General features: G+C 62.9%; 17 protein-coding genes and 1 tRNA gene. 11 read left to right on the top strand and 7 right to left on the bottom strand.

Annotated features, from left to right (window positions below; translation table 11 throughout):
• Positions 1-2 precede the first annotated feature (2 nt).
• The 4 genes from J2Y68_RS08815 to J2Y68_RS08800 all read right to left on the bottom strand — a co-directional run bounded on the left by J2Y68_RS08815 (position 3) and on the right by J2Y68_RS08800 (position 3,384).
• Positions 3-1,028 carry an ATP-dependent 6-phosphofructokinase gene (locus tag J2Y68_RS08815; RefSeq protein WP_211712108.1) on the bottom strand — a complete coding sequence of 342 codons (1,026 nt, stop codon included), beginning with the start codon at positions 1,026-1,028 and terminating at the stop codon, positions 3-5.
• 189 nt (positions 1,029-1,217) lie between these two features.
• Positions 1,218-1,466, bottom strand: coding sequence for a PspC domain-containing protein (locus J2Y68_RS08810; RefSeq protein ID WP_211712109.1), 249 nt, complete (start codon positions 1,464-1,466; stop codon positions 1,218-1,220).
• 48 nt (positions 1,467-1,514) lie between these two features.
• Positions 1,515-1,889 carry a hypothetical protein gene (locus tag J2Y68_RS08805; RefSeq protein WP_309992254.1) on the bottom strand — a complete coding sequence of 125 codons (375 nt, stop codon included), beginning with the start codon at positions 1,887-1,889 and terminating at the stop codon, positions 1,515-1,517.
• 1 nt (position 1,890) lies between these two features.
• Positions 1,891-3,384 (bottom strand): PspC domain-containing protein, encoded by a 1,494-nt coding sequence (locus J2Y68_RS08800; RefSeq protein WP_309992251.1) that lies wholly within the window; start codon positions 3,382-3,384, stop codon positions 1,891-1,893.
• A 125-nt stretch (positions 3,385-3,509) separates the two neighbouring features.
• Between J2Y68_RS08800 and J2Y68_RS08795 the strand changes: the two genes are divergently transcribed.
• Together J2Y68_RS08795 and J2Y68_RS08790 are read left to right on the top strand one after the other, a co-directional pair.
• Positions 3,510-4,994, top strand: a complete 1,485-nt coding sequence (locus J2Y68_RS08795; RefSeq protein WP_309992248.1) for an ATP-binding protein — start codon at positions 3,510-3,512, stop codon at positions 4,992-4,994.
• Positions 4,991-5,665: a response regulator transcription factor gene (locus J2Y68_RS08790; protein ID WP_309992245.1), complete on the top strand. Its 675-nt coding sequence runs from the start codon at positions 4,991-4,993 to the stop codon at positions 5,663-5,665. Before J2Y68_RS08795 ends, J2Y68_RS08790 begins: the two co-directional genes overlap by 4 nt.
• A 147-nt stretch (positions 5,666-5,812) precedes the next feature.
• Here the strand turns inward: J2Y68_RS08790 and J2Y68_RS08785 are convergent, their stop codons facing one another.
• Entirely contained in the window at positions 5,813-7,042 is a 1,230-nt protein-coding gene (locus J2Y68_RS08785) for a pyridoxal phosphate-dependent aminotransferase (protein ID WP_309992242.1), read from the bottom strand.
• Positions 7,043-7,297: 255 nt separating this feature from the next.
• Here J2Y68_RS08785 and J2Y68_RS08780 point away from each other — a divergent pair.
• The 9 genes from J2Y68_RS08780 (at position 7,298) to rplL (ending at position 13,823) form a co-directional block, all read left to right on the top strand.
• Positions 7,298-7,370 (top strand) — tRNA-Trp (locus J2Y68_RS08780).
• An 80-nt stretch (positions 7,371-7,450) separates the two neighbouring features.
• Positions 7,451-7,732 (top strand): preprotein translocase subunit SecE, encoded by a 282-nt coding sequence (gene secE / locus J2Y68_RS08775; protein ID WP_211712115.1) that lies wholly within the window; start codon positions 7,451-7,453, stop codon positions 7,730-7,732.
• Between the two features lie 115 nt (positions 7,733-7,847).
• Positions 7,848-8,711 (top strand): transcription termination/antitermination protein NusG, encoded by an 864-nt coding sequence (gene nusG / locus J2Y68_RS08770; protein ID WP_309992238.1) that lies wholly within the window; start codon positions 7,848-7,850, stop codon positions 8,709-8,711.
• Positions 8,712-8,841: 130 nt separating this feature from the next.
• Positions 8,842-9,273: a 50S ribosomal protein L11 gene (rplK, locus tag J2Y68_RS08765; RefSeq protein WP_011775609.1), complete on the top strand. Its 432-nt coding sequence runs from the start codon at positions 8,842-8,844 to the stop codon at positions 9,271-9,273.
• 131 nt (positions 9,274-9,404) lie between these two features.
• Positions 9,405-10,112, top strand: a complete 708-nt coding sequence (rplA, locus tag J2Y68_RS08760; protein WP_211712117.1) for a 50S ribosomal protein L1 — start codon at positions 9,405-9,407, stop codon at positions 10,110-10,112.
• A gap of 105 nt (positions 10,113-10,217) precedes the next feature.
• Entirely contained in the window at positions 10,218-11,327 is a 1,110-nt protein-coding gene (locus J2Y68_RS08755; RefSeq protein ID WP_309992234.1) for a GNAT family N-acetyltransferase, read from the top strand.
• The gene (locus J2Y68_RS08750) at positions 11,306-12,475 is read left to right on the top strand and encodes a GNAT family N-acetyltransferase (protein ID WP_309992232.1); all 1,170 of its coding nucleotides are present in this window, start codon (positions 11,306-11,308) and stop codon (positions 12,473-12,475) included. The genes J2Y68_RS08755 and J2Y68_RS08750 overlap by 22 nt, the downstream gene beginning before the upstream one ends.
• Before the next feature lie 300 nt (positions 12,476-12,775).
• The gene (gene rplJ, locus J2Y68_RS08745; RefSeq protein ID WP_062073190.1) at positions 12,776-13,369 is read left to right on the top strand and encodes a 50S ribosomal protein L10; all 594 of its coding nucleotides are present in this window, start codon (positions 12,776-12,778) and stop codon (positions 13,367-13,369) included.
• A gap of 76 nt (positions 13,370-13,445) precedes the next feature.
• Positions 13,446-13,823, top strand: a complete 378-nt coding sequence (rplL, locus tag J2Y68_RS08740) for a 50S ribosomal protein L7/L12 (RefSeq protein ID WP_011775604.1) — start codon at positions 13,446-13,448, stop codon at positions 13,821-13,823.
• Between the two features lie 70 nt (positions 13,824-13,893).
• On the opposite strand, the gene J2Y68_RS08735 is transcribed toward rplL, so the two are convergent.
• On the bottom strand, positions 13,894-14,376 hold the full coding sequence (locus tag J2Y68_RS08735) for an aminoacyl-tRNA deacylase (RefSeq protein ID WP_309992227.1): 483 nt from the start codon (positions 14,374-14,376) through the stop codon (positions 13,894-13,896).
• 11 nt (positions 14,377-14,387) lie between these two features.
• Positions 14,388-15,587 (bottom strand): acetyl-CoA C-acetyltransferase, encoded by a 1,200-nt coding sequence (locus J2Y68_RS08730; RefSeq protein WP_309992224.1) that lies wholly within the window; start codon positions 15,585-15,587, stop codon positions 14,388-14,390.
• Positions 15,588-15,832 lie beyond the last annotated feature (245 nt).

Here is a 15,832-nt window from a genome sequence, read left to right as displayed (position 1 = left end):
GCCTAGCCGAACAGCACCGACGCTTCGTCGTAGCGGTGCTGCGGCACTGTCTTAAGCTTGCCCAGGGCTTCCTCGAAACCTACGTGGGAGATGTCCGTACCCTTAAGGGCCACCATGGTGCCCCAACGGCCTTCCACCACGGAGTCGATGGCGGCCATGCCCAGGCGTGTCGCCAGGACGCGGTCGTAGGCGGTGGGGACGCCGCCGCGCTGGATGTGGCCCAGGATGGTGGCGCGGGTCTCGATGCCCGTGCGGGCCTCAATCTCGGGTGCCAGCTGATCGGCGATGCCACCAAGCCGCGGACGGCCGAACGTATCCAGGCCGCGCTCGGAGTGGGGGGATTCCATGTGGTCCGGCACGAAGCCTTCGGCCACAACCACCAGCGGTGCACGGCCGCGGTCGTGGGCCTCCTGGACCCATTCGGTGATCTCTTCGATGCTTGCCTTCTGCTCCGGGATCAAGATGGCGTGCGCGCCGGCCGCCATGCCGGCATGCAAAGCGATCCAGCCAACGTGGCGGCCCATGACCTCGGCGATCATGCAGCGGTGATGGGATTCACCTGTGGTGCGCAGCCGGTCGATGGCCTCGGTGGCAATCTGGACGGCGGTGTCGAAACCGAAGGTGTAGTCAGTGGCATCGAGGTCGTTGTCCACGGTCTTGGGGACCCCAACAATTTTCAATCCGGCATCCGTGAGCCGCTTGGCAGCAGCCAGGGTTCCCTCGCCGCCGATCGCGATGATGGCGTCAATGCCAAGGCGCTCCATGTGCGCCTTGATGACGTCCGGGCCGCCGCCGTTTTCGAAAGGATTGGTCCGGGAGGTGCCCAGGATGGTTCCGCCCTGCTTGGCGATACCGCGGACCATGGTGCGGGGGATGTCGATGACATCACCTTCAACGACTCCGCGCCAGCCGTCACGGAAGCCCACAAACTCCTGGCCGTGGATGGCGATGCCTTTGAGGACTGCTCCACGGATCACTGCGTTGAGGCCGGGGCAGTCGCCACCGCTGGTAAGAATGCCAATTTTCATGTTTGCTCACTCATGGCTTGGAGGAATACGTCAGAGCGCCACGCTGAGCTCCCCATGATTGTAGACGGGCATGTGGGGTGGGACACAAACGGTTACTTTTTAACCTGGCCGTGCGGTATTGGAAACATGGCTGAAAACCAGCAAAAGCGCCCCGCCAACCGGCAGGGCGCTTCGCGACGTAACCGGCGACTAGCGGGAACGTTGGCTGATGAAGGATTCGAGGGCGATCTTGCTGTGCTGGTCCGGCAGGATGAGCCAGGCCAGGATGTAGACCACGAATGCCGGTCCGGGGAGCAGGCAGAAGAGCAGGAATGCGACGCGGACGTACGCTACGTCCACGTTGAGCTTGGCTGCGATCCCTCCGCAGACGCCGCCCAGCCAACGTTGTGGCCCACGCTTCAGGCCGAAGCCCCTGACGATGCTGAAGAACTTGTCCATGGCTACACACTCCCCTGTTGTGGTTGCTTTGTCACGTGCACGGCCAAGTCACCGCGCCGAACTCTTTGGTTTTGCCGAACCCTTGCGGGCGGAAAGGAGGCCGCCGACCACCAATGCCGCTCCAGCTCCGATCATGAGGCCGATCAGCACGTAGGTGCCATTCAGTGCCACCCAGCCGAGCGTGGAAATAACGATCAGGGCGGCTAAGGCAATGACGATCAAACCCCACACAATGGTTCCGACCCTGGCTTGGCGGGGTTCGTCGTCGTCCCTTGGCTCCACCCGAAAAGTAGGCTCCAACGGCGGGGTCAAGGGGATGGGCTGCAGGCCGGGCTTCGGCAGGGCCTCCGTGGGGCGGGTTTCCTTCGGCAGGGCCTCCGTCGGTTGGGCGTCGCGTGCCTCGTCTGGCTCGTTGGTGCTCATGTCAGTTTCCTTCCTGGATGGTCACGTTGCTGAACGTGCCGTCGATTTCCACCACGAGGTTGGCGCCGGGCTTTTCCGAGTTGTAGAGGGTGGTGTCGTCCTGGAGACGGCCACCGCGGTCCGAGCCACGTTCGTTGAGGTTGCCGAAGGTTATGTCCGCCTTGACTTCCACGGGTACGTTGTCCGGGATGATGACGGTGACGTTGCTGGCGGTGGCGTCCACTGGGACCACGACTTGGGAGATCAAGGGCGCCTGCAGCGTCATGTCACTTAAATCCAACCGGCCTTGGGCTCCCGTGACATTGATGCCCAGACGCGCCTGCTCCAGGCTGGTGGGTGCCCAGTTCACGTCGTGGAAGCTGAAGCGGTCCCCGTTCCTGGGAACCACGTTGAAGATTCCGCCGATGATAAGCGCCACGACCGCGAGGAATCCGAGGAATCCGGACGTTCGTCCACGGAGACCTGCCACCAGGATGCCGAGGCCAAGGACCGCAGCCCCGGTGGCCCACACCACGGCGTTAGCGGAGTTGCCCAGCTCAATGACATTGCCGGCGTCGAGCGCCTTCAACGTTCCGCCGGCCAGCAGCGCGGCACCGGCAGACACTGCGACAATCGCGGGCCCGGGTCCTTTGCGCTTCGGGGCAGCCGGTTGTGGCTCCCAGCCCTGTGGAGGAGTGGGTCCGTAGGGCGGACGGGGATCGGAAGGATTGGACGGACCAGCCGGGCCATAAGGAGGAACCGGGCCTGAACTGTAGCTTCCGGACGGATTGGGGCGGCCATGGTGCTTGGTCCCAGCTGGGGCTGCGCCATAAACAGGAACGCCGGTGTTGGTGCCCGCCGCCGTCGTGGTGCTGTAGGCGGTTGGCGTTCCATAGGCAGGCGAACTGCCCCGAGCCGTGGCGTAGTTTTGCTGCCCCACAGGCGGAGTTCCCTTCGAACCTTTGTTGCGTTGGACCAGGAAGTAGATGAGGTAGAAGACGCCACCCATCCAGAACAGGGTCCAGAACAGGCCGGGCAATCCATCCCATCCCCAGCCCCAGAAACCGCGGCCCAGGCCCGGCAGGCCAATGATGGTAGTGATCAGTGCGCCGGTCATGCCTCCGGACCAGCGGCCCGCAGCAGCTTCCTGTACGTGGATCCGGCCATCAGGCTCGGGCAGGAGTGCCCAGGCGACACCATAGAGGAGTACGCCCACGCCGGCAAAGAGTGCCAGGACGATGAAGATGCCCCGAACGATCAGGGGGTCGATACCGAACCGGTGGGCCACGCCACTCGCGACGCCGCCGATCCACCGGTCCGGTCCACGGCGGATACCCTGGCTGCGGATCCAGTCGAAGAAGTTCTGCTGGGCAGGGGCAGGGTCCCCACTGGTCGGAGCGTCCTTGCCGCCCTCAGAACCAGTGCCCGCAGGAGCACCGGTGTAGGCACTGGAGCCGGATGGGCCGGCAGTGCCAGGCGTTCCGGGTTCCTCTGGGTTCATGCTGTTCGCGTTCATACTTCGATCCTGCCGTCCCGCGTGCCGTGCCCTCTACTGGGGGATACCCTGAATGATCCCTGAGAGACCCCCGAACAACGCTGGTTCCCGGTCCGGGGCGCCCTGATCCGTGTTTGGATTGGTACATGACAAGCGCTGTACAACGCCCCGCGCTGGTCCGCAGCAGCGACCGCATGATCGCGGGCGTCTGCAGTGGATTGGCCGATCACCTGGGCTGGCCCGTCAAGTACGTGCGGCTCGGCATGATCTTGGCTTGCTTCGCGGGTGGGGCGGGCGTGGCCTTCTACGCGTGGCTGTGGACCATGGTTCCCACCGCGGATGAGAGCGCCAAGCGCAACGCCCGCCGACCGGCGTCGCCTATTGCTCCGGCGGTGAGCCTGCCGTCCCCGCCGGCACCTGCCGTCGGGCCCACTGCAGCGTTCGACGCCGGACTGCCGCCAGCCGCGTCTGGCGGACCTTTGGCGGGCGGGGCCGCAGCCGCTGCCGGATCAGCTGCGGGAGCTTCGGCCAGTCCGGCGGGAACGGCGCCCGGCTTTAGCGCCACCCCCGCTGCAGACGGGTGGAGCGGCACTGCCTTGGCATCGTGGTTCTCCTTCCGTCGGATCCAGTACGGCAAGGAGATCCTGCTGGGCACGGCATTGCTCCTGGTAGCGGCCATCCTGATCGCGCGCCAGTTCGGCGTGGACGTCCCGTTGGGGACGCTCATCCCGGCTGCGGCCATCCTGGGTGGTGCGGCGATCGCCTGGATGCAGTTGGATGAGACCCGCAGGGCCGGCCTGGTGGACAAGACGAAAGCCGACCAAGCCGGCGGCTGGGTCCGCTTGGCAGCAGGCCTGGCGCTGGTTGTGGCTGGTGTCTTGGTGATGGTGTCCGGTTCGGGTTCGTGGGAGCAAACCTGGTTGGCACTGTTGGCATCCGTGGCTGTTTTGGGCGGGGTGGCCTTGGTGCTCCTGCCATGGGGCCTTAAGTTTTGGAAGGACCTGGAAACCGAACGGGCCGGACGGGTACGCGAGACGGAGCGGGCCGAGATTGCCGCGCATCTGCACGACTCCGTCCTCCAGACCCTGGCCCTGATCCAACGCCGGGCCGGTTCCGAACAGGACGTGGTTCGCCTGGCAAGGGCGCAGGAACGCGAACTCCGCGCTTGGCTCTTCAGCGATGCCGCCAAGGAATCCGGCCTCCTCGCTGACCGAATTAAATCCGTGGCGGCCGAGGTGGAAGATTCCCACGGCCAAGCGGTCGAAGTGGTAACCGTGGGCGACACCGAGATGACTGACCGGCACGAGGCCCTGGTCCAGGCAGCCCGGGAAGCCATGCTCAACGCTGCAAGGCATGGTGGCGGAACGGTATCTGTGTACCTGGAAAGTACGGCGGGCATTACGGAGATCTACATTAAGGATCGCGGCCCAGGCTTCGACCCCGATGCTGTCCCGGAAGACAGGCTGGGCGTCAAGGAATCGATCATCGGACGCATGAAGCGGCACGGCGGTACTGCGGTGATCACCAGCAGCAAGGAGGGAACGGAAGTCCGCTTGGCGCTCCCTTCAGCAACCGTGGATGCCGGGGAACAACGGACCAATGATGTTCGGAACGGAGAATCGAAGCAATGAATATCAACCCTGACAGTGGTGCGGGACGCAGGGTGCGGGTGGTGATCGTGGATGACCACACCATCTTCCGCTCCGGGCTCAAAGCCGACCTCGATGAACGCATGGACGTGGTGGGGGAAGCTGGCACCGTGGAACAGGCCATCGCCGTGATCGCGGAGAATCGCCCGGAGGTGGTGCTCCTTGACGTCCACCTCCCGGGCGGGCTGGGTGGCGGCGGACGTGAAGTCATTGCCGGTTCGAATGCCCTCCTGGGTACCACCAGTTTCCTGGCCCTCAGCGTCTCCGACGCAGCCGAGGACGTGGTCTCCGTGATCCGCGCCGGCGCCCGTGGCTACGTCACCAAGACCATTTCCGGCAAGGAGATTTCCGATGCCGTGATCCGGGTGGCCGACGGCGATGCAGTGTTCTCGCCGCGGCTTGCAGGCTTTGTGCTCGATGCCTTTGGGACCGCTCCGGCGGACATCGCGGATGACGAACTGGACAAGCTTTCGGCCCGTGAACTTGAAGTCATGAGGCTGATCGCCCGTGGTTACAGCTACAAGGAAGTGGCCAAGGAGCTCTTCATTTCCATCAAGACCGTGGAAACGCACGTGTCCGCGGTCTTGAGGAAGCTGCAGCTCTCCAGCCGGCACGAGCTCACGAAATGGGCGGCCGAGCGCCGCCTCCTCTGACGCTCACTCACGTCCCGCCCGCTTGGGCGGGACGCTCATTCACGTCCCACCCGCTTGGGCGGGACGCTCACTCACGTCCCGCCCGCTTAAAAGCGAACGCTCTTCCACCCGCCGGGGCTGGAAGAGCGTTCGCTTCAGGAGGGAGCCTTATTTGGCCTTGCCCAGGAATTCCTGGATGCGGCGGACGCCCTCAGCAAGGTCGTCGTCCCCGAGGGCGTATGAAAGTCGCACGTAGCCGGAGGGGCCGAAGGCCTCGCCTGGAACTACGGCAACTTCAACTTCGTCGAGGATGAGCGCGGCGAGTTCAGCGGAGGTTTCCGGGCGGACAGGGCCGTTGGACGTCTCGAATTCCTTACCCAGCAGGCCGCGGACGTCAGCGTAGACATAGAAGGCGCCTGTCGGCGTCGGGCATTCAACGCCTTCGATGGCGTTCAGGCCGGCAACGATCGCCTTGCGGCGGCGGTCGAAGGCAACCTTCATTTCGTCGACGGCGGTCAGCGGGCCCGTGAGGGCGGCGGCGGCTGCAACCTGCATGATGTTCGAAACGTTCGAGGTCGCGTGCGACTGAAGGTTGGTGGCGGCCTTGATGACATCTGCGGGGCCGATCATCCAACCGACGCGCCATCCGGTCATGGCGTAGGTCTTTGCGACGCCGTTGAGGATGACAACTTTGTCGCCCAGTTCCGGCGCGGCAGTGGCAATGGAAGTGAACTCGACGCCGTCGTAGGTAAGGTGCTCGTAGATTTCGTCCGTGACGACCCACAGGCCCTTGGCCGCAGCCCACTTGCCGATCTCTGCCACCTGTTCCGGGCTGTAGACAGCACCGGTGGGGTTGGACGGAGAAACGAACAGCAGGATCTTGGTCCGGTCCGTCACAGCGGCTTCGAGCTGCTCGACGGTCACCAGGTAGCCCTGTTCGGGGCCGGCGAAAACCTCGACAGGCACGCCGCCTGCGAGGCGGATGGCCTCCGGGTAGGTAGTCCAGAACGGGGTGGGGATAATGACTTCGTCGCCCGGGTCCACCAGGGTTGCGAAGGTGTTGTAGACAGCCTGCTTGCCACCGTTGGTCACCAGGACCTGGGAAGGATCAACCTTGTAGCCGGAGTCCCGCAGGGTCTTTTCGGCAATGGCCTTCTTCAGCTCAGGAAGGCCGCCGGCGGGGGAGTAGCGGTGGTATTTCGGCTGGCTGGCCGCTTCAATGGCTGCCTGGACGATGTAGTCCGGGGTGGGGAAATCGGGTTCACCGGCGCCGAACCCAATCACGGGGCGTCCCGCGGCCTTCAATGCCTTGGCCTTGGCATCAACGGCAAGGGTGGCGGACTCGGCAATGGCGGAGATTCGCTGTGAAATGCGGGCGGCAGTTGTTCCGGCTGACATCTAGGTACCGTTCTTCGCAGGCAGCTCATGGGCTGGATGATGGGATTCGACGTAAACTACCTTATGCTGTTCTGCGGAGCTCCCGGGTGCCTGCCGAACTTTGTGACTGATGTTGCTGGTCACAGGCTTTATTCGGGGCCCGGAGGCAGGTAAACGGGCCGGTTCGACTATCGCGAAATTCTTGCGTAGACTGGTTCACCGGTGTTGAAAAGCACCACAGGCTGAAGTGCGGCCTGAAACATGGATTCATTCCATAGGGTAGTGGCGCAATTGGTAGCGCAGCGGTCTCCAAAACCGCAGGTTGCAGGTTCGAGTCCTGTCTGCCCTGCGCAAGCTGTTCCGGCGGAAACGCCGGAACACGCGCAGCAACCATGGCTCTGATCAGAGTCGGGTCAACGACTTTGCAAGGTGAGTGAGGACCAGGTGACCGAAACAGCTGCCAGCAGCTCGAAGGGCCGTCCCGCAAAGAAAGCCGATCGCGGCTTCTTCGCCCGTATTGCACTCTTCGTCCGCCAGGTCATTGGGGAACTGAAGAAGGTCGTTGCACCCACCCGTAAGGAACTGATCAACTACACGCTCGTGGTGCTGGTGTTCGTGGTCATCATGATGGTCATCGTCAGCCTGCTGGATCTCGCCTTCGGGACGGGAGCCAGTTGGGTCTTCGGTGGGACTGGGGCTGGGGACCGCTAAAGCGGATCTGTCCGTAAACTGTGCGAAATTCCTTGGTAGTTCAGGGAATTCGCGGGGTTTGCGGAATTGAGCCATTTAAATAGGCATGTTAGGCAATGAGGAAGCAGGAGACCAAGTGTCTGAGCAGGAGCTCGAGGTAAACGAGACTGAGCTGGAAGAGCCCGCTGAAAGCACGGACGACTCTGCAGCCGAGGCTGCGGAAGAGTCCGAGGTGGATTCCGCTGCGCCCGAATCTGCCGACGCCGATGATTCCGATGACGCTTTCGAAGCTGACGTGGATGACGAGTCGGACGACGCGTCCGCTGTCGCAGACGACGAGGATGCTTCGGAAGAGTCCGACGGCGACGCCCTGGCTGCCGCTGCTGCTGCAGCACCCGTGGATCCCGCTGAGGAATTCAAGGGCAAGCTGCGCCGCCAGGAGGGTGACTGGTATGTCATCCACTCCTACGCAGGCTACGAGAACCGCGTCAAGGCCAACCTTGAGACCCGCATCCAGACCCTGGACATGGAAGATTACATCTTCGAAATCCAGGTGCCCATGGAAGAGGTCGTCGAGATCAAGAACGCGCAGCGCAAGGTCATCAACCGCGTGCGCATCCCCGGCTACGTTCTTGTCCGTATGGACCTGACCGACGCTTCCTGGGGCGCCGTCCGCCACACTCCCGGTGTAACAGGCTTCGTGGGCAACGCCCACAACCCGGTTCCGCTGCGCTTGGATGAGGTCTTCTCCATGCTCGCCCCGGTCTTCGAAGAAGAGCAGGCAGAGCAGGGCAAGCCGGTCAACAAGCAGAACCAGGCTCCCGTGGCCGTCGACTTCGAGGTCGGCGAATCGGTCATCGTCAAGGAGGGCCCTTTCGAGACCCTCCCGGCCACGATTTCCGAAATCAAGCCCGAGTCCCAGACCCTGGTGGTACTGGTCTCGATCTTCGAGCGCGAAACCCCGGTGACGCTCGCATTCAACCAGGTCACCAAGATCTAGCTGATCCAAAAATTTCGCTCCAGTCCTGCCTGCTTAGCAGTTCGGGAGCGGCCGGCCGCCTCGCCATGGCGGCCACCAACCTGGGACGCGCTCCTGTGTCCCAGGAAGCTATTGAGAGAAGGACCCTACATTGGCTCCCAAGAAGAAGGTCACCGGCCTCATCAAGCTGCAGATCCAGGCAGGTGCCGCTAACCCGGCTCCGCCGATCGGTCCTGCGCTTGGCCAGCACGGTGTCAACATCATGGAATTCTGCAAGGCGTACAACGCTGCAACGGAATCCCAGCGCGGAAACGTTATCCCGGTTGAAATCACGGTTTACGAAGACCGTTCCTTCACCTTCATCACCAAGACCCCGCCGGCTGCAGAGCTCATCAAGAAGGCTGCAGGCGTTGCCAAGGGTTCGGCTACCCCGCACACCGTCAAGGTTGCCAAGCTGACCCAGGCACAGGTTGAAGAGATCGCTTCCACCAAGATGGAAGACCTCAACGCCAACGACATCAAGGCAGCTGCCCTGATCATCGCAGGCACCGCCCGTTCCATGGGCATCACGGTAGAGGGCTGATCCCAGCTTTCACCCGCCGGGCAACCGGTATTTGAACATTGAAATGTCGTGAGGATCCTTGCCGGATCCCGCGACTGTGGCAGGGCCCAGCGCGGTCCGCAGACCACAACTGCACAAGGAGAAACAGCAGCATGGCAAAGCGCAGCAAAGCATATGAGGCAGCCGTAGCCAAGATCGAGGCGGACAAGGTTTACGCTCCGGTCGAGGCCATTAACCTCGCGAAGGACACCAACCCTTCCAAGTTCGACGCAACCGTTGAGGTAGCTTTCCGTTTGGGCGTTGACCCGCGTAAGGCCGACCAGATGGTTCGTGGCACCGTCAACCTGCCGCACGGCACCGGTAAGACTGCCCGCGTCCTCGTTTTCGCAACCGGTGACAAGGCTGAAGCAGCAATCGCTGCCGGCGCCGACTTCGTTGGTTCCGATGACCTGATCGAAAAGATCGCAGCCGGCTGGACCGACTTCGACGCCGCAGTGGCAACCCCTGACCTCATGGGCAAGGTTGGCCGCCTCGGTAAGGTCCTCGGCCCGCGTAACCTCATGCCGAACCCGAAGACCGGTACGGTTACCCCGGATGTCACCAAGGCTGTCAACGACATCAAGGGCGGCAAGATCGACTTCCGCGTCGACAAGCACTCGAACCTGCACTTCATCATCGGCAAGGTTTCCTTCGACGCCAACAAGCTGGCCGAGAACTACGCAGCTGCACTGGAAGAGGTGCTTCGTTTGAAGCCGTCCGCTTCCAAGGGCCGCTACATCCAGAAGGCTACCGTTGCCACGACGTTCGGTCCGGGCATCACCGTTGACCCCAACGTCACCAAGGTACTCACCGACGCGTAAGCTTCGGGAGCTCTTGCTCTGAAAGGGACCGTCCGGCTTTTGCCGGGCGGTCCCTTTTCTTTCCCCACCTGTTCCCAGAGCGAGGTGGGCCGTAGGCTGTGGTGCGTGTCGACGTCGAACTTTTCTGCACGCGGGGGGCTGTCCGTAGAACGGATCGGCGTCCCCAAAAGTCCTGACGCCAGCGGAGTGGCCGACTTCCGCACTTTCCATGAGTTGGAAGAGGCCCACGAACTGGAGCTCTGGGGCAACCTGGACCGTTGTGCCACCTTCGCTGAGGCGGTGCTTTTTTGGCAGGGCAACAGCTACGAAGAACGGCAGGTTTTCCTGGCCCGCCTTGACGGCACCGTAGTGGGCAGCGGAACTTTGACGCTGCCATTGAGCGAGAACACGACGACGGCGGGTGTGGACGTCCTGGTCAGCGCACCTTATCGTCGGCGAGGCTTTGGGTCGGTGATCCTCAAGGCATTGGAGGACCTGGCGCGAGGACGGGGACGGGTGTCGTTCGATGCCTATTGCGGGGCACCCATCCAGCTTGTGGCGCCCGGCACGGAGGTCCTGGAGTCAAAATCGGGGGCAGGCGCCGTGCCCTTGGACTTCGCGTCGACCCGGTTCGCCCTGCACCATGGCTATTCGTTGGAGCAGGTGGAAACAAGCAGCCTGCTGCCGTTTCCGCCGCGTGAAGCACTGCTCCGGGAGCGCGAAGCAGGAGTGGTGCCCAAAGCCGCGGGGTACAGCCTTCTAACGTGGCCGGACAGCTGCCCGGAGGACTTGGTGGACGCCTTTGCCCGACTCAAGGGGTTGATGAGCACCGAGGTGCCCCTCGCTGGGCTGGGTTGGGAGGGCGAGGACTGGGATGCCGCACGGGTGCGGCAGGACGAAGCGACTTGGCAGGCCAGTGGTGGTGCTTCGCTAACGGCGGCGGCACGGCACGATGCCACCGGCGAACTGGCTGCCTACACGGTACTCACGCACCGGGACGCCAGGCCCGCAGTGATCTATCAGGAGGACACCCTGGTGGCTCCGGGGCACCGCGGGCATGGCTTGGGAATGTTGGTGAAGATCGCCAATCTGCGTCGTGCCAAGGAGTCCTGGCCTGACGCCACGTCGGTGTTGACATGGAACGCCAATGAAAACCGGCATATGCTGGCCATAAATATCGCCCTGGGATTCAAGCCCTCCGGCTTTGAAGGCGAATGGCAGAAACGGCTGGGATGACTGTAGACGAGGCGAAGACCGTTCACATCGAGCAGCTCTGGGTGCCTGACACCGTGGACAGCCCTGATGCTACTGATTTCCTGGCCGCCGTGGAGGTTGGGCGCAGGGTCCGGATGGAGACGTGGGGGAGTGACGACCTCGCCTACACCCCGTTGGAGAAACTGCTTGAGTTTTCCGATCCGTATGAGCGCCAGATCATCCTGGTGGCGAAATTGGACGGCGTCATCGTGGGCACCGTGGATATCGCCCTGCCTCTGGCGGACAACATGGACCTGGCAGAGTTCACCTTGGACATCCTTCCTGAGTTCCAGCGCCGCGGTGTTGGACGCCAGTTGCTGGAAGCGGCGGAGCAATTGGCCCGGGCAGAGGGCCGCACGATGGTACTGGTGGACACGAACCATCCGGCCACGTCCCTCACCGAGATACCCGAAGACCAACTGATTCCCGGAAGCGGAGCAGGCTTTGTTCCGGTCAGCAGCCGGGAGGTGGACTTCGCCAAGCAGGCCGGCTACACACTCCAGCACATCGAACAATTCAGTTCCTGCGCGCTGCCGCTCGACTCCAAGCTGGCTGCCGCCCTGCAGTTGGAAGCCGACGACGCCAATGGCGGCCGCTACGCCCTTCACCATTGGACCGACCGCTGCCCTGAACCTTGGTTGGAGGCCGTGGCCGCACTGGAGAACGCCGCCGGAGAGGTAGTCCGTGAGGACGGTGAAGACGAGGCCCCCGAACTTGAGGCCAGCGGCATGGTTTTCGATCCCGTTGTCCTGCGCGAAACCGAGGACGCCGCATTGGCGCAGGGACGGCGAACCGTGGTCACCGCCGTCGAGCACGTGGAGAGCGGACGCATCGTGGGCCTGACCACCATCAGCGTCCTGGCGCACCGCCAGGATGTGGTGTTCCAGGACGACACACTGGTCCTCCAGGAACACCGCGGGAACAAGCTGGGCCTGCTGATCAAGGTGGCCAACATGGAAAGGCTCAGCGAGCAGTTCCCCGATGCGCGTGTGATCTACACATGGAATGCGCCCGAGAACCGTTACCTCCTTACCGTGAACAAGCAGCTTGGATTCGCGACGGCGGGCGTCACCGGATTGTGGCAGAAGGAACTTCCGGGGCGGGGATCGGGAGCAACGACGTCGGACTAGGCCACCGCCGATTTGGTTTGACGAACACTCTCCCGTAACCTTGAAGTACCAAAGACCGTCGGTTGATGGGAATCCACTCTTTCGAGCCCAGCTCAATTCTGCAGCTGCGCCCCTGAGGCACAAGTGAATTCCTTGACGAAGGCCCCTGAACATAGGGCGGCCGGCGCAGGTGAACGAAGCAAGTCTCCACGGATCAAACTGTGTTGAGCCAAGCCCCGTGCATCTGCGCGGGGCGTTTTTAGTTTTAGCTCTCGTGAGCGGGGACCCGGAAGACCGGCTTTTATCCCCGGAAGGAGGGTTATGACAACGCCTAGCAAGGTCTCCGCAGTTGCAGAGATCACCAACGATTTCAAGGAATCGAACGCGGCTGTCCTGACCGAATACCGCGGGCTCACTGTTGCACAGCTCAAGGAACTGCGTGTTGCGCTCGGCCAGGACACCAAGTTCTCGGTCGTCAAGAACACCCTGAGCGCTATTGCAGCCAAGGAAGCTGGAGTTGAAGCATTCAACGATCAGCTTGCTGGCCCCACTGCAATCGCCTTCATCAAGGGTGACGCTGTTGCTGCTGCCAAGAGCCTGACGGACTTTGCCAAGGCCAACAAGCAGCTGGTTATCAAGACCGGCGTCTTCGAAGGCAAGGCATTGGACGCAGCAGGAGTTGCCGCACTGGCAGCCCTCGAGTCCCGCGAACTGCAGCTTGCCCGTGTTGCTGGTGTCCTCAAGGCTCCCGCATCCGCTGCTGCACGCATCATCGACGCTCTGCGCCTCAAGCTTGAAGAAGAGGGCGGCGCATCTGCACCGGCCGCTGAAGAAGCCCCGGCCGCCGAAGAGGCTGCTGCTGAAGAGGTTGCGGCTCCGGCCGAAGCCGCTGAAGCTGCAACCGAAGAGAACTAAGTTCTCCCCTCAATCAAACTCTGGTGCATGGACCGGTTTAGCCCGGACCTGCACCAACTAATGGAAGGACGCCACCATGGCGAAGCTCAGCAACGAAGAGCTCATTGAAGCTTTCAAGGAACTGACCATCATCGAGCTCTCCGAGTTCGTCAAGCTCTTCGAAGAGACCTTCGAAGTTACGGCTGCTGCTGTTGCAGTTGCTGGCCCCGCTGCCGGCGGTGCTGCTGAAGCTGCTGAAGAGAAGACCGAATTCGACGTCGTTCTCGAAGCTGCTGGCGACAAGAAGATCGCAGTGATCAAGGAAGTTCGCGCCATCACCTCCCTCGGCCTCAAGGAAGCCAAGGACCTGGTTGACAGCGCACCGAAGGCTGTTCTCGAAGGCGCCACCAAGGAAGCCGCAGAGAAGGCAAAGGCTCAGCTCGAAGAAGCTGGCGCAACGGTTACCCTCAAGTAACTCGTTCTTGCTTGTGGAAGCCCCGCCCGTTCCGTCAAAGGAGCCGGGCGGGGTTTCCTGCTTTAAGCAGCTAGGAGGGTTCGCTGATGTCCGCTACGGTGGCCCCCAGTGCTGCCGTGAGGGCGTCTGCGTCCACGAAGGCGCTGCGTCCATGCGCACCTGCGCCCATGGAGATCCGGCGTCCCGTAATCGTGGCGTCCGCATACACGGGCCAAGGCGTGGTACTGCCCAGGGGCGTGATGGTTCCGCGTTCGTAGCCGGTTGCAGCCAAGGCCACGTCGGCGTGGGGGAGCGAGAGCTTGTTCACGCCCACCAGCGCCCGGAGCTTTGGCCAGGAAATCTGGCGATCTCCCGGGATGAGCGCGAACAGGAAGCTGCCGTCGCGGTGTTTCACCACCAGTGACTTCACGATGTCAGCGGGGCTGATGCCCAAAATGCCGGCAGCCTCTTCAAGGCTGTTGGCGGCGGGACGTTCGACGACGTCGACGTCCAGTCCGCGGGCGGCGGCATCGTTCAGGAAGCGCTCGGCTCCGTCCATCACTTTCCCAGTCATGCTGTGTCCTCTCAGTCGCGGTACAGGAGGAGGGCTTCGCCCTGCCCGCCGCCACCGCAGAGTGAAACGGCCGCCTTGCCTGTCCCCCTGCGCTTGAGCTCGTGGGCTGCGTGGAGGGCCAACCTCGCGCCGGACGCGCCGATGGGGTGCCCCAATGCAATGGCACCGCCGTGGATGTTGCACTTTTCCAGCGGATAGCGGAGGTCCTTCAGGGACTGGACTGCCACTGAACCGAACGCTTCATTGATCTCGATGAAGTCGAGGTCCTCTGCTGTCCAGCCCGCCCGCTTCAGGGCTTGGGCGATGGCGTTCGACGGCTGGGAGTGCAGGGAGTTGTCGGGTCCGGCTACCTGGCCGGGCTTGCCCACCACGGCCAGGTACTCCAAACCGTTGTCCTCGGCAAAGCGGCGACTTGCCAGCACCAGTGCGGAGGCGCCGTCGGACAGGGGAGAGGAATTCCCGGCGGTGATGGTGCCGTCAGTGGCGAAGGCGGCCTTGAGTGGAGCCAGTGTCTCAACAGTGGTGTTGGGCCGCACGCCTTCGTCCGTGGTGAGCACCACCGGCTCGCCCTTGCGCTGCTTCACGCTGACGGGAGCAATTTCGACGTCGAATGTTCCGTCGGCGATCGCGGCGGCGGCCCGCTGGTGTGAAGCGGCCGCGACCTCATCCTGGGATGTGCGGTCGATGCCCAGGGTAACGTTCTTGGTTTCGGTGGAAAGACCCATGGACTGGCCATCGAAGGCGTCTGTGAGGCCGTCATGAGCGGCGACGTCCAGGGCCTGGATAGCCCCGTAGGTCCATCCTTGCCGGGATCCCGGCAGGAGGTGGGGTGCACGGGTCATGGATTCCTGGCCACCGGCAACCACCACGGTAGCGTCTCCGCTGCGGATCATGCGCGCGGCATCGATCACGGCAGTCAGGCCGGAGAGGCAGACCTTGTTGATGGTCACGGCCGGGATATTCCACCCAATGCCCGCAGCGATGGCGCTCTGGCGGGCGGGGTTCTGCCCGGCGCCGGCCTGCAGGACCTGGCCCATGATCACGGCGTCCACTTGTTCGGCTTTAACGCCGCTGGCCGCAAGGGCGGCTGCGATGGCATGTGCGCCGAGGTCGACGGCGGTGAAGCCCGCCAGTTGCCCGTTGAGCCGACCCTGTGGGGTGCGGGAAGCGGCAAGGATGACAACATCATTGTCGTCAGCGGAGTTGGTCATGGTCTCTCTTCCGATCCGGGAGTGGTGTAGCAAGGCTATCGCGGGCACGCGTGAACCTACCCCCTTCAACGATGGTGGCCCTCGCGGCATTCCAAGGGCATGTAGGTGCCTGCAGCAACGGTGCTTGCAATCACGGACGATCTGGGGTAGACAGGAAGGCTACTTTGCCGTATTGTAGATATTTGCGTCTTCCCTGTTAACCTTCAGCCTTCATATAGCGGTGGGCTTTACCTCTCAGCTGCGCC

It is taken from the genome of Paenarthrobacter nitroguajacolicus (genome assembly GCF_031455195.1).
Lineage (GTDB): Bacteria > Actinomycetota > Actinomycetes > Actinomycetales > Micrococcaceae > Arthrobacter > Arthrobacter nitroguajacolicus_D.
This window is presented reverse-complemented; position numbering and strand designations above follow the sequence as displayed.

Excerpts from the sequence above, each read along its gene's own strand:
- J2Y68_RS08815 (WP_211712108.1), bottom strand. The coding sequence starts at position 1,028 with ATGAAAATTGGCATTCTTACCAGCGGTGGCGACTGCCCCGGCCTCAAC.
- J2Y68_RS08810 (WP_211712109.1), bottom strand. The coding sequence starts at position 1,466 with ATGGACAAGTTCTTCAGCATCGTCAGGGGCTTCGGCCTGAAGCGTGGG.
- J2Y68_RS08805 (WP_309992254.1), bottom strand. The coding sequence starts at position 1,889 with ATGAGCACCAACGAGCCAGACGAGGCACGCGACGCCCAACCGACGGAG.
- J2Y68_RS08800 (WP_309992251.1), bottom strand. The coding sequence starts at position 3,384 with ATGAACGCGAACAGCATGAACCCAGAGGAACCCGGAACGCCTGGCACT.
- J2Y68_RS08795 (WP_309992248.1), top strand. The coding sequence starts at position 3,510 with ATGACAAGCGCTGTACAACGCCCCGCGCTGGTCCGCAGCAGCGACCGC.
- J2Y68_RS08790 (WP_309992245.1), top strand. The coding sequence starts at position 4,991 with ATGAATATCAACCCTGACAGTGGTGCGGGACGCAGGGTGCGGGTGGTG.
- J2Y68_RS08785 (WP_309992242.1), bottom strand. The coding sequence starts at position 7,042 with ATGTCAGCCGGAACAACTGCCGCCCGCATTTCACAGCGAATCTCCGCC.
- rplA (WP_211712117.1), top strand. The coding sequence starts at position 9,405 with ATGGCAAAGCGCAGCAAAGCATATGAGGCAGCCGTAGCCAAGATCGAG.
- J2Y68_RS08750 (WP_309992232.1), top strand. The coding sequence starts at position 11,306 with ATGGCAGAAACGGCTGGGATGACTGTAGACGAGGCGAAGACCGTTCAC.
- rplJ (WP_062073190.1), top strand. The coding sequence starts at position 12,776 with ATGACAACGCCTAGCAAGGTCTCCGCAGTTGCAGAGATCACCAACGAT.
- rplL (WP_011775604.1), top strand. The coding sequence starts at position 13,446 with ATGGCGAAGCTCAGCAACGAAGAGCTCATTGAAGCTTTCAAGGAACTG.
- J2Y68_RS08735 (WP_309992227.1), bottom strand. The coding sequence starts at position 14,376 with ATGACTGGGAAAGTGATGGACGGAGCCGAGCGCTTCCTGAACGATGCC.
- J2Y68_RS08730 (WP_309992224.1), bottom strand. The coding sequence starts at position 15,587 with ATGACCAACTCCGCTGACGACAATGATGTTGTCATCCTTGCCGCTTCC.